This window comes from Pseudomonas sp., assembly GCF_033723075.1.
In the GTDB taxonomy this organism is placed as follows: Bacteria; Pseudomonadota; Gammaproteobacteria; order Pseudomonadales; family Pseudomonadaceae; genus Aquipseudomonas.
On record NZ_JAWVXU010000008.1, the window covers coordinates 22,899 to 48,383 of the forward strand.

The window sequence follows — 25,485 nt, forward strand, 5'->3', positions numbered from 1 at the left end:
GCCTGGCGTTGTGGAAGCAACGTCTCGGCTGGTGCTATTGAATACTCGAAGCCAGTTCGAAGATCGGGATATACATCAAGATGACAATCACACCAATGATCAAACCGATGAAAACCATCAGCAGGGGTTCAAACAACCGCACAAACCACTCGATCCAGCGACTGGTTTCCTCATCATAAAAGTCGGCGGTGCGCTCCATCATTTCGCCAAGATTGCCTGCTTGCTCGCCGGCGCGCAGCATGCGTAGAGAAACCGGGGTTGCCAATTGGTTCTCTTCCAGGGTTTTGGACAGGGCATGGCCTTCGCGGATGTGTTCGCAGGCTTGGTCGAGACGACTGCGGGCGGCCACGCCGAGCAAGCCGCGGACCATGCCCATGGCCGTAAGCATCGGAATGCCGCCTTGCAGCAGAATGCCCAGCGAGCGATAGAAGCGCGCCAGTTCATAGATGAATAGGCGTCGGCGTATCGTCGGGATCTTTTCGATCAATCGGCTCAGGGCATGCCGAACGCGGTTTTGGCGGAGCAGCATACTGCCGATGATTATCGCCAGCAGCATGCTGCCGAACACGCTGGTCTGATGGGCGTGCAGGAACAAGCCGGACTTCAGCAGTACCTGTGATAGCCAGGGGAGGTTGGAGCCGAGGCCCTCGAACACCAGGCTGAAGCGCGGCACCACGTAGCCGATCAGAAACAGCAGCACCCCGCAACCGACTACGAACAGCAGCAAAGGATAGACCGAGGCGCTGACGATCTTCTGCCGCACCTCGTCCATGCGGCTGCGATAGGCCACATAGCGGCCGAGGGCGTCGCCCACGGCGCCGGTCTTCTCGCTGGACTTGACCAGAGCCACGTAGAGTGCCGGAAAAACCGCGGGGAACTGGCTCAGCGCCTGGGAAAACGATTTGCCTTCATAGAGCAGGCGCACCAGGCCTGTGAGCGTCTTGCGCGCCTCGGGTGCTGGCTCCTTCTCGGCGAGGCTTTCCAGGGCATCGATCAAGGCCAGTCCGGCATTCAGCAGCGTAGTCAGCTCCTGGCTGAACAGCAGCAGCGGAAAGGTCTCGCGTGCCCGCCAATGGCTCAGCGCCCAGCGCTGTTCCGAGCGCAGGGTCAACACCCGCAAGCCTTGTTCCTCGGCCAGACGCAAGGCATCGGCTGGGGTCTGCGCCTCGATCACCAGGGAGACCACGCCGGCTGGTTTACGCATCCCTTTGACTTGATAGCGCATGGTATTCGAGCCCATCACTGCCAGCTGGTGATTTCCGCATTCTCGCCGTCACCGCCGGGCTGGCCATCCTTGCCCAGCGACAACAGGTCGTATTCGCCGTACTCACCCGGCGAGCGATATATGTACTCGTGTCCCCAGGGGTCCTGGGGAATTGCCTTCTGCAAGTAGGGCCCCGCCCATTTCGGCTCGTCACTGGGTGGCTGCACCAGTGCGTTGAGGCCTTGCTCGGTTGTCGGGTAGCGACCGACCTCAAGGCGATAGATGTCCATGGCCTTGGAGAGCCCCTCGATCTGCGCACGGGCGACCTTGATCTCCGAGCGGCCGAGTTGATTGAAGTACTTGGGGGCGACGATGCCAGCCAGCAGACCAAGCACCACCAGAACAACCAGCAGTTCGAGCAGGGTGAAGCCGGATTGGCCCCGCAGGGCCCAGCGAGGATGCGATTGCATGTAAGCCTCCAATGCCATGTGCATAAAGATGACAGCAAGCGCTATGCAAAAGACATGCAAGGACGACTCGGCACACTCGCCGGGTGGGGGGACAGAATGTCGGCATAGGCTTTGCGTGGCGCAACGCCACAGTCAACTGACTATCCGCGACTTAAACCGCGGTGGCCTGCACCGGAGAATCGAGGATGCGCCTGTCGGTCCTATGCCTGCTCGTGGCTGTTGTCGCAATCTTCGCGCCGAGCGTGCGGGCCGATATCTATCGAGCCGTGGCCGCTGATGGCAGCGTGATGCTGACCAATGTGTATCGCGAGGGGCGCAACTATGTGCGCGTGCGCCGTGAAGCCGCGACCCGGTCAGCGCCCTCGAGCAAGCGCCAGACGGCCGCGCGGGCACGGCCTTTCGTCGAGCTGGTGATGGCCGCCGCAGTCGAGCACGATCTGCCCGAGGCCCTGTTGCATGCGGTGATTCAGGCCGAGTCGAACTACAACCCGATGGCACTCTCCAAGAGCGGTGCGGCCGGGCTGATGCAGTTGATGCCGGCGACCGCGCGCGAGCTGGGGGTCGACGATGTCTGGGACCCTGAATCCAATATTCGGGGCGGCGCCCGCTATCTGAAGCGTTTGCTGGGCATGTTCGACAACGATCTGTCTCTGGCTTTGGCCGCCTATAACGCGGGGCCCACGGCGGTTATCAACAGGGGCAAAGTGATCCCGCCCTATGCCGAAACCCTGCGTTATGTACCCAAGGTCATTGAGCATTACCAGCGTTTGCAAGCGGGCGAGCCGGCCACTCTGCTCTAATCATTTGAGCTGCTATTACCCGCCCATTGCTGGGGAAGTTCCCCACTAGCGGGGGAGGATTTCCATCTCAGAAAGGCCCTTCGCCGCTAAGCCGGCTGGACAGCTCCGATAGCGCAAGGCTTATGCGCTGCTTCGCCCGGAAAGCCTCCATTGCCAGATAACAGCCTCATGGCACCCGTGTTATTGAGGGCTGTCGAGCGCACGCGTCCAGGCCAGGGGCGAGTCGAGTATTCGCCCTGTGGTGAATGCCTGCCCCGGTTTCAGCCGGTCAACCAGCGGGGCAAACCGTGGGCAAAGAGTGGGGAATCCCCCCCGGACTCGCCCGCTTGCTGATGCAAGGCACTGAAAAATAATAAAAAAATCCATGGCATAGGGATTGCTTCAACGGATATGTCTGCTCCCAGTGGCATCGCTACACCCGAACTCGAGGTCAGCCAAGATGAACCGGAAGATCGCATCCACAATGTTCCACTCTCAGGCCCATAAAATAACTGGGGGCGAGCGCTTCGCAGGTATCGGTGGGCTGCTGGTGCTGCTGATGGCCGGCTTGCTGCCGACCGAGGACGCCGAGGCGGCGATCAGTTGCGCGCGCAACCTGGTCGCCGACGTGGTGGCGATCGACCAGCCCCTGATGTTCAACCGGCTCGGCGCGCAGAACGTCAACGGCATGATCTTCGCGCTGCGCGGGGATGTGGTCGATGACCACGACGTGCCGCTGAACAAAGGCGGACGCGCGGATCCGGGCAAGGTATTGCTGCGCCCCGACAAACGCCCACGGCCCTTGGTGCTGCGAGTCGCCGCGGGGGATTGTCTGCGGGTCAATCTGCAGAACCTGCTGACCGCCACTGCCAATCCACGTCATGACGAGGTGGAGGCGGAACTGCAGATAGACGACCAGGTGACCGACCGCCACATCGGCTTCAAGGTCAACGGCATGCAAGCCGTCGACTCGATTGCCGACATTGCGGCCAACACCGGGCGCAACGGCAATTTTTTGCTGGCTCCGGGGGCCAGCCGTAGTTACAACTTATACGCCGAGCATGAGGGGGCCTTCGTCGCCAGCAGCGACGGCGCCACGTTCGGCGGAGAGGGCGGCGCCGGCAACGTGGCCAACGGGTTGTTCGGTCAGGTGGTGGTAGTCCCCAAAAACGGCCGCACCTACCGCAATACCGTGACCGAAGAGGAGCTGCGCCTGGCCAGCGTTGGTCGGACGCCGGCCGGCCAACCGATAGTCGATTACGAGGCGCGCTACCCGATGCGCGAACCCTGGATCAGCGAAGGCAAGGCCGGTACGCCGATCCTCAACATGATCGATGGCAACGAAATTATTGCCAGCCATAGCGATGCAATAGTCCTCGGGCCGAATGCCGATGGCAGTTTCCCTCCCTCGACTTATCCGCTCGAGAGTATGGGCAAACGCAACCCGGCACTGCCCAACCGGCTGGAACCGTTTCGCGATTTTTCTGCGATCTTTCATGACGAGAGCGTGGCGGCGCAGGCCTTCCCCGAATATTGGGCCGACCCGGTGTTCGGCCATGTACTGCAGCCGACCCGTGACGCGTTCATGATCAACTACGGCTCTTCCGGTGTAGGCGCCGAGGTGATCGCCAACCGCCTTGGGGTCGGGCCGATGCACGACTGTTTATCCTGTGCCTATGAGGAATTCTTCCTCAGTGCCCACGCCGTCGGCGACGCCGCGATGCTGGTGGATGTACCGGCCAACGTTGGCCTGGAAGGGCTGCGCCCGGGCCAGGTGCCGCCGAAGGACAGCATCGGCATCAAGGCGAGCATGGCGCTGTACCCGGCCGAACCGTCCAACGTCAGCCACAGCTACATCGGCGATTTCGTCAAATTCCGCAACACCCACGTCGGCCACGAACAACATGTGTTCCACCTGCACGGCCACCAGTGGCTGTTCAACCCCAATGACGACAACTCCGACTACAAGGATGCCCAGGGCATAGGCCCGGGGTCGGGCTACACCTATGAAATCGCCTACGGCGGCTCGGGAAACCGCAACCGTACGGCCGGCGATGCGATTTACCACTGTCACTTCTACCCGCACTTCGCCCAGGGCATGTGGGCCATGTGGCGGGTTCACGATGTACTGGAGGAGGGCACCCGGCTCGCAGTGTCCGCCGAAGGCGAGGACGGTTTCCATGAGGCGCCGTTTGCGCTGCGCAGCGGCTTGCCGGCGGCGGGAGCTCGCGCCTTGCCCGATGGTGAAATCATCGCCGGGACGCCGATCCCCGCGGTGGTGCCTTTGCCGGGCAAGGCCATGCCGCCGATGCCGGGCAAGGTGGCGGTGGTGCCGAAGATCAGCGGCACCCTGCTCGCCGAGCATGACGACGATGAACCCGCAGATGGGTCAGCGTATGACGACGACGCTGAGCACGGCCGAATCGTCGGCTCGGTCGCCCTGGTCGATCGCAGCGAAGCCAACCGCACCGCCGACGGCAGCTTGAAGAACCCAGGATTTCCGTTCTGGATCGGCGGCATCGAAAGCACAGTCGGGCAACGGCCCACCACGCCGCCGCTGGACATGCTCGACCCGGCCCTGGCCCAGTCCCTGCGTGACAGCGGTAAGGCGCTGTGGGCATCGCTCGATCCGGCGCAGGCGGGAGGCTGGGACGGTGGTCTGCCGCGGCATGCGCTGGACGGTTGGGCGGCCGGCGGCGAAGCCGAGGTCACCACCAGCACGCTGGACTTCTCCAAGGTCATCCACAAGGCCAAGGCGGTGTTCTATCCGGAGGAGGGAACCGATGTTGAGCAGTCGGCGATGGCCTACCACGCTCAACCCTCACACCCGAGCTTCGCGGTCATGCCCAACCTGGACGTCGTCCCCCGCGACTTCCGTACCAATGGCGCTCTGCCGGTCGGCGGCGCGCCCTACAACGAACCGTGCATGGATGACCGGCAGATGCGCCTGACCACCGGGGCGGGCCTTGGGCAGTTTTTCGGTGGTGAGCCGGGCGCGACCTCGTTCAGTGGCACCTCGATGTTCACCGCCGATCGACCGCGCATCTACAAGGGAGCGAACATCCAGTTCGACGCGGTGTTCAACAAGGTCGGCTACCACTTCCCGCAAGCCCGCATCCTCACCCTGTGGGAGGACGCGGTACCGGTGATCAACAAGCAGCGCCCGCCGGAGCCCTTGGTGATGCGCATGAACACCTTCGACTGCACCATGTATCACCACACCAACCTGATTCCGGCGCTCTACGAACTGGATGATTTCCAGGTGCGGACCCCGACTGACGTGATCGGTCAGCATATTCACCTACCGAAGTGGGACCTGACCGCAGCCGACGGCTCGGCCAACGGCTGGAACTACGAGGACGGCGTGCTCGCACCGGGGGCGGTGGTCGAGCGCATCCACGCAATCCGCGCGTTCAACCGCTGTGAGCCTGGCGATCCTCGCGAAGGCAGCCCGGACTGTCCGGTAGCGAAAAGCCATCCATACTTCGGTCAGTTCGGTCGGGCCGATTGGCTCGGCGCGCGGACCACCATGCAGCGTTGGTTCGCCGACCCGGTGGTCAACGTGCATAACGTCGATCGCGGTTTGGGTAATATCTTCACTCACGACCACCTCGGCCCTTCCACCCATCAGCAGGTCGGTCTGTATGCCACGGTGCTGACCGAACCGGCGGGCTCCAGCTGGTTCCATGCGGAAACCGGCGAACCGCTGAACAACCGAAGTGATGGCGGGCCAACGTCCTGGCAGGCGGTGATCGCCACCGGGGATATCGATGGTGACGGCAAGAACGACAGCTTCCGCGAGTTCTTCCTGGAGTTCAGCGACTTCCAGCACGCCTATGAAGCCGGGGTGTATGTCGGCGCGGGTCCCGATGGCATCCCCAACGCGGCGGCCTATCCGACATCGACCGAGAGCTTCCGCTATGCGATCAATCCACCGGTGCGCAAGAGCCCGAACTCCGGCGGCTTGCTGGAGTCGGTGATCGAGGCTGCGGGGGGCGAGCTGCCAGGTTGCCCGAGCCGTCCGTGCCCACAGGCAATCTCGGCGGACGATCCGGGGATATTCGTGGTCAACTATCGGCATGAGCCGGTGGGGTTGCGCATCTATGATCCGAATCGCCTGGCCCCGGATGGCAAGCCAGGGATGCAGGCCGAAGGGCTGGCCGGAGACTTGGCCTATGCCCTGCAAAGCCGCACCGATCGGGCCATTCCGGCGCTGAACCTGGCACCCAGCGCCATCAGCTCCGCCGTGGGGCCGACCGGGGCGAGCACCACATTTCCGCCGCACATCAACCAGGCGGGGGATCTGCCTGGGGACCCTTTCACTCCACTGCTGCGGTCTTACTCGGGGGATAACGTGCGGCTGCGGATGCATGCCGGCGGCCACGAGGAGGCGCACAACGTCACGCTGCACGGCATCAAATGGTTGCAGAACGGCAGCGGTTACGGCAATGGCTCCAATTCGGGCTGGAAGGCGTCGCAAATGGTCGCCATCTCCGAGCAGATGGGGTTCATGGCACCCGTGTCGATGCTGTCGAGTGCCATTGCCGATAGCGCCGACTACCTGTACTCGATGGATGCCTCGCTGGAAGGTTATTGGACCGGTATGTGGGGGGTGCTGCGCAACTACACCACCAGTCGCAACGACTTGTTCGCGCTGCCTAACAATCCGCGCCCGCTGGCCGCGCGTAATACCCTGGACTTCGATGGCGTGTGTCCACGCTTCGGGCCTAATCCCAGCGGCATAGGCACTCGCTCGACCCCGAAACGTCACTATGAGGTGGTAGCGGCCCTGGCCAACGACATCCTCGACAACCCACTGGGGCTGACTCTGGGCGACCCGCAAGGTGAGGGCATGCACGTCGGTGCCGCGCTCAATCCGGCGGGCGGCACGCTGGTGTTCAACCCGCGCGTGGTAACCATTCCACGGGTCACGGTGGTCGATGATGAAACCGGTGTCACGACCACTGTCGGCGGTCAGTCTGGGCCGCTGCATGACCCGACAGCCATCCTGTATGTGCGCAAGAACGATCTCGACCCGATAAGCGGCAAACTCAAGGCTGGGGTGCCGGTCGAGCCGCTGGTGCTGCGCGCCACTGCCGGCGAGTGCATCACCATCAATCTGGAAAACCGCCTGCCGGAAAACATGCCGGATCTGCCGGACTTCAACATCATGCAGGGGGTGGTCAAGCGCGACAGGATGGGCCGGGAGGGCGCATCGACCTTCAATAACAATATGATGCGTCCGTCCAGTCATGTCGGCATGCATGCGCAGCTATTGGCCTACGACATCACCCAGTCCGATGGCTTCAACGTCGGTAGCAATCCGGTGCAGACGGTGGCACCGCGTACTGCGGGTGGCGCCTATCAGAGCAAGACCTACCAGTACTACGCCGGGCACCTGGCGCGTGCAGGCCGCCCGGTATCCCAGACCCTGCGTAACCTCGACAAGATCACGGCGACTCCGGTCGAGTTTGGTGGCATCAACCTGTTGCCGGCGGACGTGATCAAGCAACCGCAGAAGGGCCTCGGCGGTGCTATGACGATCCTGCCAGCGGGTTCGACCTGGACCGAGGATGCGGGGATGCGCGCGGCGGCGACCGTACAGGCGCCTGGGCAGGCGGAGTACCGTGAATTCTCCCTGATCATGCAGAAGGGCGCGAATATGCGCTGGGCCAACGGCCGACCGGTGCAGGCCATGGCGGCCGAAGGGGTGGGCGTGCCCAATGATCCGGAAGACAACTCGGGCATGAGCCTCAACTACAAGAACGAGCCGCTGTGGTACCGCTTCGCCAGCGCACCGGATGCGCCGTTCGGCATGGCAGGCGGCGGGGGCTGGGGTGATATCACCAATGCCCATATGGCCTACAGCAACGCGCTGGTGGGCGGCGATCCGGTGACCCCGGTGCTGACGGTGAAGCCTGGCCAGCCGTTCCGCACCCACGTGACCATGCCGGCGGGCGGTAGCCGTGCGGTGACCTTCAAGCTGGATGGGCACATCTTCGCGCAAGAGCCCTTCGAGTCGGAGAAAAACGATGCCTACGGTTACCCCATGCAGTTTCCGGGAATCGGCTCGGTGCGCTTCGGTTACAACCCGCTGACGCGCTACAGCGGCGCCCAGGAAAGCGTGTTGCCTGCCGCCCACTTCAGCTTCCTGTTCCCCAGTGCCGGGGGCGGTAATGCGGTGCCGGGCGATTACCTGTATCGCGACGACGCTGCGTTCGGCAACGCCGGTGGGCTGTGGGGCCTGTTGCGGGTGGAGCAGGCCGCGGCGGTACAGGTGCCGCTGGCCGCCCCGCCTGAGCCGACGCGTGTCAGAAGGACTTCACGCTAGTCGATACCTGGTTGACCGGCCTGGCAGCCTGCTGCGGGCCGGCCGCTGGGGACGTAGCAGTATTAATTGAAAGGGGCTGGACGGTTCCTGTGAGCCGAGTCCGCCCATCCTGGGGGACAGCCTAATGAAGCGCGTACATAACCCGCTGTTGGTTGCCGGTATCGCTCTGCTGCTGAGCGGCAGCCTTGCGGCGGTCACACCAGCCAGTAGCGCCGCAACGCCTGCGGTGGCCGCCGCGACACCGCTGCCGGCAGCCGGCCCGAATACGAGCGCCCGCGGCCACCTGGAACGCGACGGCATCGCCATCGATTTCGAGGCGCGCCCGGTGACGTCGGGGGGCGTGCTAACCGAAGGACAGTTCGCCGATATCCGTTTTCGCCTCAGCGATGTCGCGTCCGGACAGCCGTTGCGCGGGCAGGTGCCAGGCGTCTGGCTCGATCAGGCGCTTAACGTTCCCGGGCAACAGGGCGGGCAAATGGCCTGCAAGACCCGGATAGGCCAGTACCTGCGGGGGGCGGTGGGCGTACGGCCGATGCTCGATCTCAACAGCTACTACCTGCTGATCCTCAACAAGGACCCGAGCATCATGGTGATCGACCCGCTGACCTCGGTGGCCGGGATCACCAGCACCCTGACTCGCATTGGACTGAAGAAGGCGCCCATGGATTGGGTGACCAGTGCCGACGACAAGCGACTGTTTGTCTCCATGCCGGATGCCGGTGAGGTAGCGGTGATCGATGCGGAAAACTTCAAGGTGCTGAGCAATATCGCGGCCGGTAAACAGCCGGTGCGCGTTGCCCTGCAGCCCGATGGTCGTTATCTGTGGGTGGGCAACAATGCCAGCAGCGAGGCCGACAGCGGGGTGACGGTGATCGACACCCGGACCCTGGAACCGGTGCTGAGCGCGGCGACCGGCAAGGGCCATCATGAAATCGCCTTCAGCGAAGACTCGCGGCACGCCTTCGTCACCAGTCGCGACGCTGGCATGTTGACGGTATTCGATGTGGCGACGCTCAAGGTGCTACGGCAGATCCCCACTGGGCCGCATCCGCTGGCGGTGGCGCAATCGGCGCTGTCCGGGGCGGTGTATGTCGCCGATGGCAAGGCCGGCACTGTTACCGTGATCGACACGCGCAGCTTCAAGACCCGCAAGGTGATCACCCTGCAACAGGGCATAGGGCCGCTGCGGGTTACCCAAGACGGGCGCTACGCTTTCGTCCTCAATACCCTGGAGAACAGCGCCACGGTGATAGACGCTGGCAGCGATGAAGTGCTGCATACCCTGGACGTCGCCGCCGAGCCCTATCAGCTGATGTTCACCCGTGGCTTTGCCTACATTCGCGGGCTGGCCACGCCCAAGGTATCGATGGTCGACCTGAACTCCCTGGGCAAGGGCCGCCAACCCAGCGTGCTGGGCTTCGAGGCTGGCCCGCAAGCGCCGAAGCTGGCCGGTGACCTGCCACTGGCGGCCAGCTTCTCCGCCGCGCGCGACGATGCTGCGGTGTTCGTGGTCAACCCGGTGGACAACACCACCTACTTCTATATGGAAGGAATGAACGCGCCGATGTTCGGTTACCTCAACCGGGGGCACGCGGCGCGGGCAGCCGGCGTGGTGGATCGCAGCCTGCGCGAGGAGGAGCCCGGGGTCTTCAGTGCGCGGGTCAAGCTGCCGGCCGCGGGCCGATTCGACGTGGCCTTCATGCTCAATCAGCCGGAAATCCTCCACTGTTTCACCGCCGAGGTACAGACGAACCCGGAGCTGCAACAACTGCGCACGACTCTGCGCATCATGTTTCTCCAGGACAGCCCATGGGTGAGCGTCGGCTCCCCGGCCGCGGTGCGTTTCCGCCTGCTCCAGGGCAGCCTGGACCAGCCGAAAATCGGCGTCGAGGACATCCGCCTGCGCTATTTTCTCGCGCCGAGTGCACGGCCGCACGAGGTCGCCGCCCAGGAAGTGGGCAACGGGGTCTACGAGGCCCAGGTGCCCATCGAGGAGGCCGGCGCCTACTACCTGCATGTCGGCTCGACTTCGCTGGGGCTGAAGTTCGGCGACCTGCCTTACACCAGTTTGCGCGCCCACCCGGTTGCAAGTGCCAAGGTCAAGGGCGCGCCCTGAAACCGACGCTGCCTTGTTTCGCCAGGTTTTCTGCCACTGCCGTAGGAGAACAGTCATGTCAGGTTATCCACTCAAACTCAGCACCGTTTTGCTTGTGTTGGGCCTGGCGGGCGGTCCGCTTCAGGCCCATTCAACACAGGACCATTCCGCACACCAGGTCCATGAGCAGCCCCCAGCGGGCACACAGGTGCGCTTCGCCGATGTCACCCTGACCGATCGGCAGGAGTACCCGGTGCGCCTCAGGGAAGATCTGGTGGCGGACAAGATCGTGGTGATGGGGTTTATCTACACCAGCTGCACCACGGTCTGCCCGGTGATCTCGGCGATCATGCAGAAGGTGCAGCGGCAACTCGGCGAGCGGGTCGGCGCCCAGGTGCAGTTGGTGTCGATCAGTGTCGATCCGCTACGCGATACCCCGGCCCGCTTGCGCGAATACTCGCAGCGCTACCAGCCCGGTCCGGGCTGGGCCTGGCTGACCGGGTCGGTTCAGGCCGTTACCGACACGCTGAAAGGGCTGGGCACCTGGTCGGCGGATTATGAAGATCATCAGCCGGTGATCCTGGTCGGCGACGGGCGCAGTGCGCAGTGGACCAGCTTCTACGGCTTCACCGATCCCTCGGTGCTGGTCGCCAAGGTCGAGGAACTCGGCGCCGCGCGTGAGCACAGTGCACATGCATCCCATCAAACCGCCACCGAACCGGGAGTTCGGCCATGAGGCCATGCAGATGGATCAACCTGGCGCTGAGTGCCAGCCTGCTAAGTTCGCTCGCCCTGGCCCACCAAGACCATGAGCAGGTGCAGGCCGGCCCGGTGGTACAGGAGGTCAAGGGCGGTAGCACCCTGGATGCACGCAGCTATTTCACCGATACCCGCCTGCTCAACCAGGACGGCCAGGAAGTGCGCTTCTACAGCGACGTGCTGGCAGGGCGGGTGGTGTTGCTCAACGTGATCTTCACCAGTTGCGAGGATGCCTGCCCGCTGATCACCCGCAAGCTCAAGGACGTGCGCGATGCCCTGGGTGAGGATGCCGGCCGGGTGCACTTTATCTCACTGAGCAGCGACCCCGAGAACGACTCACCCCAGGCGCTGAAGGCCTACGCGCGCAAGCACAGCGCGGATGATCCGAACTGGACGTTCCTTACCGGGCCCAAGGATCAGCTCGATGTGGTGCTGGGCCGGCTCGGCCAACTGTCGCGCAGCCCGCAGGAACACTCGACCCAGCTGATCGCTGGTGATGTCGCCAACAAGCGCTGGAGCAAGATCCGCCCCGATGCTCCGGTAGGGGCGATTGCCCAGCGGCTGCAGCTGTTGACCGAACCCGTCGCCGGCCGCTAGGAAGGTGAGCACGATGATGCACTGGCCATGGCTGCTGATCGGATCCCTGGGCTGGGCGACCCTGACCGCGGCGCTGGAATTGACGCCGCAGGAAGCCGCCGGCAAGCGCATCTACCTGGGCGGCACGGGCTCATCTGACGCGCCGATCTATGCTCTGGTCGGCGCCGGGAATACCTCGCTGCCGGCCTCATTGCTGCCCTGCGCCAACTGTCACGGTGCCGATGGCCGTGGCCGTCCCGAAGGCGGGGTGCGGCCACCGGACATCACCTGGCAACGCCTGAGTACGGCGTACGGCCTGCGGCTCGACAGCGGCCGCAGCCATCCGCCCTACGACGAGGCCGCCTTCACCCGGGCGCTGTCCGAAGGTCGCGATCCGGCCGGTAATCGGCTCGATCCGGCCATGCCGCGCTTTGTCATGTCGCTGCGCGATATGACCAACCTGACTCAATACCTCAAGCGCCTCGAAGACGATCGCGACCCCGGTGTGCAGGACGAATTGCTGCGCATCGGCACCCTGTTGCCGGCCAACGGACCACTCGCGGCGTCGGGCAAAACCGTTGCCGCGGTGCTGGCCGGGGTGATCGGCAGAATCAACGACGCGGGCGGGATTTATGGCCGCAGGCTCGAATTGGTGATTGGCGATCCGGGCCCGGATCGCGTCACGGCCGAGGCGGCGCTGCGCACGTTGCTTGAACAGCAGGTCTTCGCCCTGGTTGCCCCGCTGGCGCCGGCCCTTGAGGGACACTTTAGCGAGCTGGTCGAGACCACTGGGTTGCCGGTGATTGGCCCCCTGACCCAGTTGGCCGGGGAGCGCTCGAACCCTTTGATCTTCGATCCGCTGCCTGGACTGCGTGAGCAGTTGTTCGTCCTCGGCGACTTCGCCAGCGGCAATCTTGATTTGAGCGACCCGGTGGCGTTGATCGCCTACCCACAAGACGCTGGCTTACGGCCCCTCGCCGAGGGCTTGGCCGCTCGGCTACGCGGGCGGCACTGGTCAAAGGTGCGGTTGCTCGGCTTTCGCCAGGAAGACCTGGAGAACAAGATCGGACTGCTTGGCCGGGATACCCAGGCGGTGTTCTTTCTCGGCTCGAGCGACTCATTCAGCGTGCTCGCCGCTGCGCTGCACGACGCCGAGCCCAGCCCCTATCTGTTCGCCACCTCGAGCCAGGTGGCTGCCGCGGTCATGCAGGTGCCGCGGCGCTATTCCGAGCGATTGTTCCTCGCCTATCCCTTCCTGCCGGGGGATTGGACCCCCGGCGGGATTGCCGACCTGCTTGCGGTACGCCAGCGCAGCGAGATAGCCGGCCAACATGCGCTGTTGCAGGTCACTACCTATAGCGCGGTCATGCTGCTGGGCGAGGGGTTGAAGCGCGCCGGTCGCGATGCCAGCCGGGAAAAACTGGTGACAGCGCTGGAGAACCTGCACGGTTTTCACACCGGTTTGACCCCAGCGCTCGGCTTCGGTCCGGGTAAGCGCGTGGGGGCCGCGGGCGCGCATATCGTCAAGGTGGATCTGCAAGGCCAGCGCCTATGGCCCACCGGGCACTACATCAAGTTAGAACCCCAACTGTAAGTAGAGGAGTGACTGACCGTGAAACCTACCGAGGCGCTGAGCGGGCTGCTCGCGGTTGTGTTGCTCGCCCTGGTTTTGCCACTGCGGGCTCAGGAAGTGGGGCTGGCCGCGCGAGTCAACGGGGTGGAAATCAGCAATTTTCGCCTCGAGCGGCATTTCAGCGATTACCTCAGTACCCAGGGTCGCAGTGTTGGCGCGATTCGCAGCCCGAGCACGTACAAACGTCTCAAGCGCGAGGCATTGGAGCAACTGATCGACAAGGAACTGCTATGGCAGGAAGCCCAGCGCCTCGCGGTGAAGGTTGAGGACACTCAGGTACAGCAGGAGCTGGAGGCCAAGCGCTCGGCCTTTCGCAGCGCGGATGCGTTCACCCGTGCGCTGACCGAGGCAGGCTTCGACGAAACGAGTTACGCCGATTACCTGCGGCACGAGTTGGTCGCCAGCCAAGTGCTGCAGGTGCTGAGCCAGCCAGCGCCGATAAATGAACAGGAGGTGCGCCGCGTCTACGAAGAGAATCAGGCGCGCCTGGTGCGCCCGGAGCAGGTTCGCGCGCGCCATCTGCTGTTGGCGGTGCCGGCTGGAGCCGACGCCGCGGTGGCGCGCGAGGCCGAACAGCGCATCCGCGATTTGTTGCAGCAGATTCGCACCGGGGCAGATTTCGCGGAACTGGCGCAACGCCATTCCGAGGACGCCCATGCGCAGCAAGGGGGGGACCTGGGCTATTTCTCCCGTGGCAAGATGGTCCCCGCGTTCGAGGCCGCGGCCTTTGCCTTGCGCCCAGGCGAAGTCAGCGAGCCGGTGCGCAGCCCCTACGGTTGGCACCTGATCAAGCTCGAGGCGCATCGGCCGAGCGAGCCGCTCGAGCAAGCCCAGGGCTTGAGCATCGTGCGGCAGATGCTCCTCGGTCAGCGTCAGGCCCAGGCCCGCACAGCCGCCTTGGAGCGGCTGCGCGCGGGGAGCAAGATTGAAGTGCTAACAGCCTTGTAACCCTTCGTTTTTCCCCCGTGCTTCCCCCAGAGTTGGGGGAAGCGGGTCGGCTGCCCCGCTGTTTCCCCAACCAGGGGCCTACACTTATCCGTGTCTCCTGCTTCTATCCTTTAAATTCAGATACATAGAGAGCCCGCTTGGTTAATTTATAGCTGGCATGGCCTGTGCTTATGTAGAACTAAAGGCGCACTCCTTGAGCCAGGAATTCAACCAGCCTTTCGCATTAGGAGTATCGCCGTGGCGAATAAAGTACTGGTGGTCGAGGACGAGAAGATCCTCGCGCAGAACCTCAAGGCCTACCTCGAGCTGCTGCGCTTCGAGGTGCTGATAGCCAACGACGGCGCCAGCGCCATCGCCCTGGCTGTCAGCGAGGGCTTCACACCGGACGTCATAGTGCTCGACTTCCGCTTACCGGATATGGACGGTTTTCAGATGCTCGATGCGATTGACCGAGGCTTCGACTGCAAGTCCGTGTTGATCACCGCACAACCGACCTACGAGGTCTGGGATGGGGCTGTTCAGCGGGGAATTGGTCATGTGTTGTTCAAACCCTTTCCGCTCGCCGAGTTGGGCCGGGTGGTCAGCCGGCTGATGAGCCCGGACGGCGAAGAGCCGCCATTAGCCGATGACCAGCAAGAGCTCGAGGTATTGGTCGAGCGGCGGCGCCACAACGAAGTCAACTTCCCCTTGCGGGTGTATGACGGCAGCTGGGTCTTGGTGGACCGCCGTGGCATGCAGGAGAGCCAGGCAACGGCGCGGGATGTCGAGGATCAAGAATCAGCCAGGGAGGAAGGGCTGCCGTAAGCGTGCCCGGCTGAGTGAGCGGGCGGTGTCGATAAACCCTGTGCCCCAAGGATGTAGGAGAGCCTTTCATGGAAAACCTTTCCCTTGTAGTTGGGCGAGTGCCGGTGATTGCCGCAGAGCGGCCCGCGGCACCTTTCGATGCCGCGCTGTTGCGCAGCGCGCGTGAGCGTTGCGACGAACCGGGTAAGCGCCTGGTCAAACAACTGGAGGAATTGGCGGGGCTCGACGTCGGCACATTCACCTGCCGCTTGGGCGCCACCCTGCGCTATCCCACCCTGGACAGCGAGACGCTGTTCAACTGCAACCCGGCTTTCGACCGACTGCCGCTGGCCCAGGCTCTCAGGCGCGAATTCGCCATGATCCATCTGGGCCAGGCAGTGGTAGGGGTCTTCGCCGACCCCTTCGATGCTGCACGCCTGGCCTGGATCGATGAGTGCCTGCACGGAGCGCCGCTCTACCTGGTGCATCATGACGATCTGGCCGGTTACCTGGCCCGCCATGAAGAGAGCGCCCACGCCATCGATACGCTGGCGCCTCAGACCAGCGAATCGGTCGACAGTGAAACCCTGGAAACCCTCTCGCTGGCGCGCATCAGCGAGGACGCCAGCGTCGTGGTCAAACTGGTCAACTCCACGCTTTACGATGCACTGAAAATGCACGCCAGCGACATCCACCTGGGCATGACCGGCACCGGCCTGGTCATCAAATACCGTATCGACGGCGTGCTCAGCAGTATCAACAGGGTGCAGGGTGTGGAAATCGCCGAGCAGGTCATCTCCCGGGTCAAGGTGATGGCCGAGCTGGACATCGGCGAGAAGCGGGTGCCCCAGGATGGTCGTTTCAAGATCGGCATCAGCGGCCGGCAGATCGACTTCCGTATCTCCATCATGCCGAGCATCTTTGGCGAGGACGCGGTGTTGCGGGTGCTCGACAAGCAGGACCTGGCCGACCAGATCCAGGGGGTGCGTCTGGAGGCCTTGGGCTTCGAGGCGGCGACCCTGGACAAGCTACGGCGGCTGGCGGCCGAGCCCTATGGCATGGTCCTGGTGACCGGCCCGACCGGTAGCGGCAAGACCACCACCCTGTACGCCATGATCACCGAGATCAACCATGGCATGGACAAGATCATCACCATCGAGGACCCGGTCGAATACCTGCTCCCGGGGGTGTTGCAGATTCCGGTCAACGAGAAGAAGGGACTGACCTTCGCCCGTGGCCTGCGCTCGATCCTGCGGCATGACCCGGACAAGATCATGGTCGGCGAGATCCGTGATCCGGACACCGCCCAGATCGCCGTGCAGTCGGCGCTCACCGGCCATCTGGTGTTCACCACCATCCACGCCAACAACGTGTTCGATGTGATCGGCCGCTTCGCGCAAATGGAAGTAGACCCCTACAGCTTCGTCTCCGCGCTCAACGCGGTGCTCGCCCAGCGCCTGATTCGCCTGGTTTGCTCGGGCTGTGCGGCGAGCGTCAGCCCGGGGCGCGAGGAGCTGCTCGCCTCGGGAATCGAACCGCTGGCAGCCAAGGATTATCACTTCGTTCACGGCGCCGGTTGCGGCCGCTGCCGCGGTACCGGCTATCGCGGCCGTACGGCGATTGCCGAACTGCTGCAACTGGATGACGAGATTCGCCAGTTGATCATCGAGCGTCAGCCGATTGCGCGGATCAAGGAGCTGGCCTGCCGTCGCGGCCTGCGTCTGCTGCGCAGCTCGGCGCTGGAACTGGTACGCGATGGTCGCACTACGCTGGAGGAGATCAATCGTGTCACTTTCGTCGCGTAAGACCTATACCGCCGTGCTCGGTGCCTACAGTGTCGGCCTCTACCTGCAGCGGCATGCCAGCAGCGAGCTGCTCGGCCGCGCAGACTTCAACGCCGCTCAATACCCCGCCTGGCCCGCCGCGGCAGATGCCCTGGCGCGGTTGCTGGAGCAATATGCTCAGGCCCGCGGCGAGCTGCGCGTGCTGCTGTCCAATCATTTCACCCGGGTGCTGCTGGTCCCTTGGGTCGAGCAAGTCACCTCCCCGGAGGAACTGGCCAGCTACGCGCGCCTCTGTTTCGAAGACATCTATGCCGAGTCGGCGGCGGGCTGGGTCATGCGGCTGTCGCCCGAGGCGGCGGGTCGCGCGCGGTTGGCTGCGGCGCTCCCAGAGGGACTACTAGGGCGGCTGCAGACGGACACCCAGGCCAGCGGCTGCTGTCTGGTGTCGGTGCAACCCTATCTGATGGCGGCGTTCAACCACTTCAGCCAGGCCCTGGCGCGGGAGGAATTCCTGTTCATCGTCGCCGAACCCGGGCGCAGCAGTCTGTTGCTGGCACGCGAAGGTGGCTGGGCAAGCGTGCGCTCGGTGTCGCTGAGCGATTCCACCACGGCGTTGGATGCCCTGATCGCCCGGGAAAACCAGCTGCAGCAGCTGGATGACCGGGCACCGGCACCGGTCTACCTGCACGCCCCCGGCCGCGCTGAGCAGGTTGCCGGCGACACGCAGGCGGTGCAGCGCCTCGATGTGCTGTTGCCCTTGGGGCAGGGCGGCGATCCCCTGCACGCCATGAGCCTGGTGGTGAACTGATATGCGCCATCTCGAACTCGACTTCCAGCGTCGGCGAATCGCCAGCCCCATGGGCTGGGGGCTGTTGGCGGCTGGACTGCTGGTGAGCGCGCTGACCCTTCTGGAGCACCTGCATCTCGCCGAACAGACGGCGCTGCGCGCCGGCGAGCTGCGCCATATCGAGGGTTTGTTGCAGGCTGGCGGCGTCGCGCTGGCGCCGCTGTCAGCCGGGGAGAGTCGCGCCCAGGCGGCCAGCCTGGCGGAAATGCGCCGCCTCTCGGCGCAAATGAAGCTGCCCTGGGACGCCCTGTTCACCACCCTGGAGTCGCTGCAGCGCCAGGACATCGCGCTACTGTCGCTGGCCCCGGATGCGCGCAAGGGGCAGTTACGGATTGCCGCCGAAGCCCGTGATCTGCAGGCGATGCTGGTGTTTCACCGCAGCCTGGAGCAGAGCGCCGAGTTGCGCGATGTCTCGCTGCTCAATCACGAGGTCGTCAGTCAGGTGGCGGAGCGACCGATTCGCTTCAACCTACTGGCAACCTGGGAGGTCAAGGATGCGCGTCCCTAGGCTGATTCTTCACGAGCAGGCGCTGCGGCTGGGCTGGCCGGGCCTGTGCGGTGCCAGCCTGATCCTCTTGGCGCTGGCGTACGCCGGGCTGGGGCTGTTGTCGGGTCGGCAGACCCTGCTTGAACTGGCCGAGCGCAGTGCTCGCGGCCAGGAGCGGCTGGCCCGCATCGACAGCGGCACGCTAGCGCAGCCCATGGCGCCGGGGCGGCAGCTGGACGCCTTCCGCCAGACCTTGCCCGCGCAACTGGAGGCGACCACGGCGATCGATCGCATCTATGCATTGGCCAGCCGTGAGCGAATTGCCCTGGACAGTGGCGAGTACTCGCTCGGCATCGACCCCAAGACCCGGCTGGCGCGCTATCAGATTCTGTTGCCGGTGCGCGGCAGCTATCCACAGCAGCGACGCTTTCTCCACGCACTGTTGGCCGAGATGCCGGCGCTGGTGCTCGAAGATCTTGAGCTGAAGCGCAAGCAGATCGCTGAAACCGAACTCGAGGGTCGGCTGCGCATGACCCTGTATTTGTCGAGGCAGTGATGGATACCCGACGTCTTCTCTGTTGGCTGGCCTTCTTCAGCGTTGCTGGAGTGATAACCCTTATCCCCAATTACTTCGCCGAGGAGTCGGTAGAGCCGATTCTGCAACCGCAGACCAGCTCGACGAGCGAGCAAGGCCCGCTCAGCGGCCTGCGCTCGGGTGAGCAGCCTGCACCATCCTTGGCAACCGCGCAGCCGGCCCTGACGAGTCTGCCGCACAGCGACCTGTTCGCCGCCCACAGCTGGTACGTCGCGCCGGCCTTGCAACCGGTTGTCTTTGTCCCCGCGGCAGCGCCCGTGCAGCAGGCACCGGTGTCGCCGCCACTGCCTTTCGTGTTTCTCGGCAAGCTGGATGACAGCCAACGCCTGCGCGTGTTTCTGCTGCGCGGCGAGACCATTTTCACGGTGTCCGTCGGCGATGTGATCGAGGGGACCTACCGAGTCGAGCGAATCAGCGGGACGGAAATGACCCTGGTCTACCTGCCGTTGAACAGCACGCAGTCGTTGTCTGTGGGGAGCAGTTTATGAGCAGGAAAATACGCTCGACGGGCTTGGTATGGGCTCTATTGATTGGCGCTGTGCTGTTGGCCGGCTGTGCCGGGGATGCGATCCGTCGCCAAGGCGTGGGATTGATTGAAGAGGGCCATTACGAGGAAGGCCTGGCCCGCCTGGAACAGGCCGTCAGGCAATCTCCGCGCGATACCCGGGCGCAACTTGCCTTGACCACCCAGCGTACCCAAGTGGTGACCCTGCTGCTGACCCATGCGGATCAGGCACGCGCCCTGCGTGATTTCCAGTCCGCCGGTGCCGGTTATCGACGGGTGCTGGGCATAGAACCAAATAATTTTCGCGCCAGTGAAGAGCTCCGCCGGATCGAGCAACTGCGCAACCTCGGCGAGATGCACCAGCAGGGCCAAACGGCCTTGCGCCGTGGTGACCTGAGCGGTGCCGAGCGGCAGATGAACGCGATTGTCGCGCTGGATCCGCAGAACCCGGGTGCCCTCGAGTTGCAGCGGGGCATCGAGGAAGTCCGCGCGCGCAGCGCGGTGCCATACCCACAGCTGCGCTCCAGGCTCGACCAGCCGGTGACCCTGGAGTTTCGTGACGCCAGCCTGAAGATGATTTTCGAAGTGCTGGCGCAGACCGCAGGGCTGAACTTCATTTTTGACAAGGATCTACGCCCCGACCTCAAGGCCACCATCTTCGTGCGCCAGGTGGCGATCGAAGATGCCGTGGAATTGTTGCTCCAGCAAAACCAGCTGCTGCAGAAGGTGGTCAACGACAACACCATCATCATCTACCCGGACACCCCGCAGAAGCTCAAGGACTACCAGGACCTGGTGGTGCGCACCTTCTACCTGACCAATACCGATGCCAACACGGCGCTGAACATGGTCAAGACCATCCTCAAAACCCGCGATGTATTCGTCGACGAACGACTCAATACCCTGACCATGCGCGACACCGCCGATGCGGTGCGCATGGCCGAGAAGCTGTTTTTGGCCAACGACCAGTCTGACCCGGAAGTGGTACTCGAGGTCGAGGTGATGGAAGTCTCGCGCCAGCGCATCCTCGACCTCGGGTTGCAGTGGCCCAATAGCTTCGGCGTGCTCAATGCCGATGGCAGCTCGGTGAGTATCCTCAACCAACTGCGCGGGATCGACTCGGGACGCATCTCCATCGCGCCGTCGCCGCAGCTGCGCATCAATGCCCAGGACAACGACATCAACACTCTGGCCAGTCCGGTCATTCGGGTCAGCAACCGACAGCAGGCGCGGATCCATATCGGTCAGCGGGTACCTATTGTCAGCGCCACCTCAGTGCCCTCGACACAGGGGCCGGTGATCACCGAGAGCATCACTTACCTGGATGTCGGCCTGAAACTGGAAGTGCAGCCCACGGTGCACCTGAACAACGAGGTGGCAATCAACGTGGCGCTGGAGGTGAGCAATGCGACGCCGCTGGAAGCCACCCGCCAGGGCACTATCCCGGTGCAGGTCGACACCCGCAACGCGACCACCGTGCTGCGCCTGCACGATGGCGAGACCCAGGTGCTGGCGGGGCTGGTGCGCAACGATCACGGTGCCACCGGCAACAAGATTCCCGGCTTGGGCGACATTCCAGGCCTGGGCCGGTTGTTCGGCAGCAACAAGGATACCTACGGCAAGTCCGAGCTGGTGCTCTCCATTACCCCGCGCATCATCCGCAACCTGCCGTACCAGAGTCCCTACGACATGGAGTTCTTCTCCGGTACCGAGGCCAGCATGCGCATGCGCTCGGCCGACGTACGCGGCGCCGCGGCGGCTGGCGCAGAGCTGGCGTTGCCCGAGGCCGCCGGGCTGCCGCTGGTCGATCCGCTGGCGCTGAACTGGAGCGGGCCGGCCGCGCTGGGCGCCGGGGAGGAGGCGATCATCGAGCTGCAGGTCCAGACCGGTCAGCCCCTGCGCAGCTCGACGCTGCAGGTGGCCTACGATCCGGCGACGCTGAAGGTGCTGGAAGTCCTCGAAGGTGATCTGCTGCAGCGCGACAGCGCGCCGACCTCGTTCTCGCCCCGCCTGGACGAGCATGCCGGCACCCTGTTCACCGCCCAATCCCGTTCCGCCAGTCACGGCGCCATGGGCGAGGGCAGCTTGCTGCGGGTGCGGGTGCGGGCGCTCGAGGCCAGTCACGACGGCATGCCGCTACGGCTGGTGAACTTTTCTGCGTTCGGTCAGAGCAACCAACTGCTGAGCGCCGTCTTGCCGCCGTCGCAGACGCTGACAGTGAGGCCCTGAGTCATGCGCCGGCCAATGCGCGGTTTCTCATTGATCGAGGTGGTCATCACCATGGCCATCATCGCGCTGCTCGCCAGTATCGCTGCGCCGCTGACCGAGACGGTGATCCGTCGGGGCAAGGAGCAGGATCTGAAGATCGCCCTGTACCAGATTCGTGATGCGATCGACGCGTACAAGATGGTGGCCGACGCCGGGCATATCGAGAAATCACTGAGCAGCTCCGGCTACCCGCCGTCACTGCAGGAACTGGTGGACGGGGTCCGCGACCTGCGCAGCGTCAAAGGCGAGCGCATTTACTTCCTGCGTCGGATCCCCCGCGATCCCTTCGCCGATGCGCGCTTGCAGGCGGCGGAAAACTGGGGCCTGCGTTCCTACACCAGCCCGGCAGATGATCCACGGGAGGGGGAAGACGTCTTCGATGTCTACTCCCTGGCGCGCGGCACCGGCCTCAATGGTATTCCTTATCGGGAGTGGTGAAATCATGCGACGGCACTCGGGCTTCACCCTCATCGAACTGCTGGTGGTCATGGCGATCATTGCCACCCTGATGACCATCGCCGTACCGCGCTATTTCTCCAGCCTGGAAAACTCCAAGGAAACCACGCTGCAGCAGAGTCTGGCGGTGATGCGCGAGGCGCTCGACCAGTTCTATGGCGACACCGGCCGTTACCCGGAGTCGATTGAAGAGCTGGTGGCGCAGCGTTATCTGCGCAGCCTGCCGCAGGACCCGATTGCCGAACGCAGCGACCTCTGGGTGATAGTGCCGCCTCCTGACAGCGCCCCAGGTCAGGTCGGCGATGTCAGAAGCGGCGCCACAGGACGGGCGCGGGATGGGAGTTTGTATGCGGAATGGTAAGCATCTGGCGGCTGGCCATCGCGGCTTCAGCTACATCGGCGTGCTGTTTCTCATCGTGCTGATGGGCACGGCGCTGGCCGGAGCGGGGCAACTCTGGTCGACCATCAGCCAGCGGGCCAAGGAGCGTGAATTGCTCTGGGTGGGCAGCCAGTATGCCCAGGCGCTGCGCAGCTATTACCGGCGCTCTCCCGGCGTCGCCTTGTATCCGCAGAGCCTCGACGAACTGCTCGATGACCGGCGTTTCCCCGCCACGCAACGGCACCTGCGGCGCCTCTACCCGGACCCGATGACCGGCAGCAGCGAGTGGGGCCTGCTGCGCTCCTTCGATGGGCGTATTGCCGGGGTGTACAGCCGCTCGCAGCGCAAGCCGATGAAACAGGCGCATTTCCCGGCGCAGTGGGTCGATTTCGAGGGCATGGGCAGCTACAGCGACTGGCAGTTCGTCGCGGAAAAGTCGTTTCTGATGGGGGCGCAGACCGGTCAGCGCGCGCCCAAGCGAGGAGCGCAATGAGCACGCGGAGCGGGCAGACGCTGAATGTGCAGCGGCGGTTGCCGCTGGCTGGCGTACACGCAAGCCGCCGCGACGCGCAGAGCACCCAGCGGCACAGGTTTGGCAGGCCGTGTATGGCTGGCCTGATCATGCTGTTGCTGTTGGCAACCGCGCAGGCCGACGAAGACGAAATCATGGGTTTCATCGTCGACAACAGCATTTCCAATATCGGCCATGAGTTCTATCGCTATTTCACCGAGCGCCTGCGCGATGCCAGCCAGCTGGATTTCAACCTGGTGGTCCGCGAGCGGCCATCGGCCCGTTGGGGCAGCCTGGTGTGGGTGGAATATGAGGGGCGGGTGCTCTATCGCAGTTTCCTGGCCCCCAATACTGCACTGCTGCAGCCGGCCGCCTATCAGGCGGCAGACCAGGTACTGGAGGAGATCTCCCGGCTCAAGTTGGAAAATTTGTTGTACGACACCTTCGATATGGAGAGGGACGAGCTATGAACAAGAAAACCCTGAGGGTCTCACTCAGCACTGCGTTCGTGGGTATCGGTCTGCTGGGTTCGGTCCAGGCGACCGAGCTGGTCTATACCCCGGTCAATCCCAGGTTCGGTGGTAATCCACTGAATGGCTCCTGGTTGCTGGCCAATGCCCAGGCGCAAAACAATGAAAAGGACCCCGATCTCGAGGATCGGTTAAGCAGGACTGGCACCACCGCCTTGCAGCGCTTCACCAGTCAGCTGGAGTCGCGCTTGCTGTCGCAGTTGCTGACCGACATCGAGAGCGGTAATGAAGGCAGTCTGACCACCGACTCGTTCATCATCAACCTGGTGGATGTCGACGGCTCGCTGAATATCTTGATCACCGATCGGCTGACCGGCGAAGTGTCGGAAATCGTCGTCAATGGCCTCGCACCCATCAATTGATGTAGGGAGCAAAAGACCGTGAACAGACTACTAGCGATGGCGCTGTTGCTCGCTACCCTGCAAGGCTGCGCCCTCCGCGAGCCCATGCCGGCGGAGCAGAATGGGGCGATCCCGACCCTGACGCCGCGGGCCTCGACCTATTACGACTTGCTGGCCCTGCCGCGTCCCAAAGGGCGTTTGGTCGCTGCGGTGTACGGTTTCCGCGATCAGACCGGACAATACAAGCCGACGCCCGCCAGCTCATTCTCCACCAGCGTGACCCAGGGCGCCGCCAGCATGCTGGTCGACGCGCTGCAGGTCAGCGGCTGGTTCAGGGTACTGGAGCGCGAGGGTCTGCAGAACATCCTGACCGAGCGCAAGATCATTCGCGCCTCGCAGAACAAGCCCAATACCCCCGTCAATATCCAGGCCGATCTACCCTCGTTGCAGGCCGCGAACATCCTGCTGGAAGGCGGGGTCATCGCCTATGACACCAATGTGCGCAGTGGTGGCGAGGGGGCGGCCTACCTGGGCATCAGCCTGTCCCGGGAGTACCGGGTGGATCAGGTGTCGGTGAATTTGCGCGCGGTGGATGTGCGCAGCGGTCTGGTGCTGGCCAACGTCATGACCTCCAAGACCATCTACTCGGTCGGGCGCAATGCCGGCGTATTCAAATTCATTGAGTTCAAGGAATTGTTGGAAGTCGAGGCGGGCTACACCACCAATGAACCGGCGCAGCTCTGTGTGCTGTCGGCCATCGAAGCGGCCGTGGCTCATCTGGTGGCTCAGGGTATTGAGCGCGGGCTGTGGCAGGCGGCGGACGAAGGTTCCTTCGATAAGACGTCACTGCCCAAGTACCTCAGCCAGGCACGTCCAGAACCCCTGCGCTGACGGGCACTGCGGCTAGTCAGCAAGCCCGGGCAACCGCTTACTCCAGCCGGATCGACCTGGATTCGGCGTCTTGTTCAATCCCATCGACCCACCAGCGCAGCCGGGCCTCAACCTGACTGCTAGCGGGCGCGCCTATCTGACTGTTGACCGGGCAGGCTGGAGCAGCATTCGCCCGCAGCTGACCGTTCTGTCGAGAGCGGCTGCGTCCCGCCGGACCGCTGGCGAGCACCACAAGCTCGAAGCGCACCGCTTGGCCCGTACCCTGAAAGCACAACGATACCTGTGATTGCAGGGGGGCAAACTGACGTATCTC

21 protein-coding genes and 1 pseudogene are annotated in these 25,485 nt (G+C 63.8%); 20 read left to right on the forward strand and 2 right to left on the reverse strand.

The window, feature by feature from the left end:
• Window positions 1–34: 34 nt before the first annotated feature.
• The gene (locus tag R3355_RS11245) at window positions 35–1,225 is read right to left on the reverse strand and encodes a type II secretion system F family protein (protein WP_318961263.1); all 1,191 of its coding nucleotides are present in this window, start codon (window positions 1,223–1,225) and stop codon (window positions 35–37) included.
• 14 nt (window positions 1,226–1,239) lie between these two features.
• Window positions 1,240–1,674, reverse strand: a complete 435-nt coding sequence (gene gspG / locus R3355_RS11250) for a type II secretion system major pseudopilin GspG (protein ID WP_318951171.1) — start codon at window positions 1,672–1,674, stop codon at window positions 1,240–1,242.
• 185 nt (window positions 1,675–1,859) lie between these two features.
• Here gspG and R3355_RS11255 point away from each other — a divergent pair, with 185 nt between their 5' ends.
• The 20 genes and pseudogenes from R3355_RS11255 (at window position 1,860) to R3355_RS11350 (ending at window position 25,172) form a co-directional block, all read left to right on the forward strand.
• The gene (locus R3355_RS11255) at window positions 1,860–2,474 is read left to right on the forward strand and encodes a lytic transglycosylase domain-containing protein (protein ID WP_318961264.1); all 615 of its coding nucleotides are present in this window, start codon (window positions 1,860–1,862) and stop codon (window positions 2,472–2,474) included.
• Window positions 2,475–3,012: 538 nt separating this feature from the next.
• Window positions 3,013–8,784, forward strand: a complete 5,772-nt coding sequence (gene mnxG / locus R3355_RS11260; protein ID WP_318961409.1) for a manganese-oxidizing multicopper oxidase MnxG — start codon at window positions 3,013–3,015, stop codon at window positions 8,782–8,784.
• A gap of 124 nt (window positions 8,785–8,908) precedes the next feature.
• A complete protein-coding gene (locus R3355_RS11265) occupies window positions 8,909–10,900 on the forward strand; it encodes a YncE family protein (protein WP_318961265.1) in 1,992 nt (663 codons plus the stop codon).
• A gap of 55 nt (window positions 10,901–10,955) precedes the next feature.
• The gene (locus R3355_RS11270) at window positions 10,956–11,615 is read left to right on the forward strand and encodes an SCO family protein (protein WP_318961266.1); all 660 of its coding nucleotides are present in this window, start codon (window positions 10,956–10,958) and stop codon (window positions 11,613–11,615) included.
• Window positions 11,612–12,235: an SCO family protein gene (locus R3355_RS11275; protein WP_318961267.1), complete on the forward strand. Its 624-nt coding sequence runs from the start codon at window positions 11,612–11,614 to the stop codon at window positions 12,233–12,235. The genes R3355_RS11270 and R3355_RS11275 overlap by 4 nt, the downstream gene beginning before the upstream one ends.
• Window positions 12,236–12,251: 16 nt before the next feature.
• Window positions 12,252–13,808 carry an ABC transporter substrate-binding protein gene (locus tag R3355_RS11280; protein ID WP_413243505.1) on the forward strand — a complete coding sequence of 519 codons (1,557 nt, stop codon included), beginning with the start codon at window positions 12,252–12,254 and terminating at the stop codon, window positions 13,806–13,808.
• An 18-nt stretch (window positions 13,809–13,826) separates the two neighbouring features.
• Window positions 13,827–14,795 carry a peptidylprolyl isomerase gene (locus tag R3355_RS11285; RefSeq protein WP_318961269.1) on the forward strand — a complete coding sequence of 323 codons (969 nt, stop codon included), beginning with the start codon at window positions 13,827–13,829 and terminating at the stop codon, window positions 14,793–14,795.
• 237 nt (window positions 14,796–15,032) lie between these two features.
• Window positions 15,033–15,599: a response regulator gene (locus R3355_RS11290; protein ID WP_318948745.1), complete on the forward strand. Its 567-nt coding sequence runs from the start codon at window positions 15,033–15,035 to the stop codon at window positions 15,597–15,599.
• A gap of 68 nt (window positions 15,600–15,667) precedes the next feature.
• Window positions 15,668–17,383, forward strand: coding sequence for a GspE/PulE family protein (locus R3355_RS11295; RefSeq protein WP_318948746.1), 1,716 nt, complete (start codon window positions 15,668–15,670; stop codon window positions 17,381–17,383).
• Window positions 17,364–18,170 (forward strand): hypothetical protein, encoded by an 807-nt coding sequence (locus tag R3355_RS11300; RefSeq protein ID WP_318961270.1) that lies wholly within the window; start codon window positions 17,364–17,366, stop codon window positions 18,168–18,170. Before R3355_RS11295 ends, R3355_RS11300 begins: the two co-directional genes overlap by 20 nt.
• 1 nt (window position 18,171) lies before the next feature.
• Window positions 18,172–18,717, forward strand: a complete 546-nt coding sequence (locus R3355_RS11305) for a pilus assembly protein (RefSeq protein ID WP_318961271.1) — start codon at window positions 18,172–18,174, stop codon at window positions 18,715–18,717.
• Window positions 18,704–19,252, forward strand: a complete 549-nt coding sequence (locus tag R3355_RS11310; protein WP_318961272.1) for a GspMb/PilO family protein — start codon at window positions 18,704–18,706, stop codon at window positions 19,250–19,252. Before R3355_RS11305 ends, R3355_RS11310 begins: the two co-directional genes overlap by 14 nt.
• A complete protein-coding gene (locus R3355_RS11315) occupies window positions 19,252–19,779 on the forward strand; it encodes a hypothetical protein (protein ID WP_318961273.1) in 528 nt (175 codons plus the stop codon). The genes R3355_RS11310 and R3355_RS11315 overlap by 1 nt, the downstream gene beginning before the upstream one ends.
• Window positions 19,776–21,590: pseudogene (locus R3355_RS11320) on the forward strand (secretin N-terminal domain-containing protein); the annotation flags it as partial. The gene R3355_RS11315 and the pseudogene R3355_RS11320, both read left to right, overlap by 4 nt.
• Before the next feature lie 438 nt (window positions 21,591–22,028).
• Window positions 22,029–22,502: a type II secretion system protein gene (locus R3355_RS11325; protein ID WP_413243500.1), complete on the forward strand. Its 474-nt coding sequence runs from the start codon at window positions 22,029–22,031 to the stop codon at window positions 22,500–22,502.
• Window positions 22,503–22,506: 4 nt separating this feature from the next.
• The gene (locus tag R3355_RS11330) at window positions 22,507–22,881 is read left to right on the forward strand and encodes a type II secretion system protein (protein WP_318948752.1); all 375 of its coding nucleotides are present in this window, start codon (window positions 22,507–22,509) and stop codon (window positions 22,879–22,881) included.
• Entirely contained in the window at window positions 22,868–23,392 is a 525-nt protein-coding gene (locus tag R3355_RS11335) for a type II secretion system protein (RefSeq protein ID WP_413243501.1), read from the forward strand. The genes R3355_RS11330 and R3355_RS11335 overlap by 14 nt, the downstream gene beginning before the upstream one ends.
• 113 nt (window positions 23,393–23,505) lie before the next feature.
• Window positions 23,506–23,880 (forward strand): curli production assembly/transport protein CsgE, encoded by a 375-nt coding sequence (gene csgE / locus R3355_RS11340; protein ID WP_318961275.1) that lies wholly within the window; start codon window positions 23,506–23,508, stop codon window positions 23,878–23,880.
• Window positions 23,877–24,302 (forward strand): curli assembly protein CsgF, encoded by a 426-nt coding sequence (locus tag R3355_RS11345; RefSeq protein ID WP_318948755.1) that lies wholly within the window; start codon window positions 23,877–23,879, stop codon window positions 24,300–24,302. The genes csgE and R3355_RS11345 overlap by 4 nt, the downstream gene beginning before the upstream one ends.
• Before the next feature lie 36 nt (window positions 24,303–24,338).
• Window positions 24,339–25,172 (forward strand): CsgG/HfaB family protein, encoded by an 834-nt coding sequence (locus R3355_RS11350; protein ID WP_413243506.1) that lies wholly within the window; start codon window positions 24,339–24,341, stop codon window positions 25,170–25,172.
• Window positions 25,173–25,485: the final 313 nt, after the last annotated feature.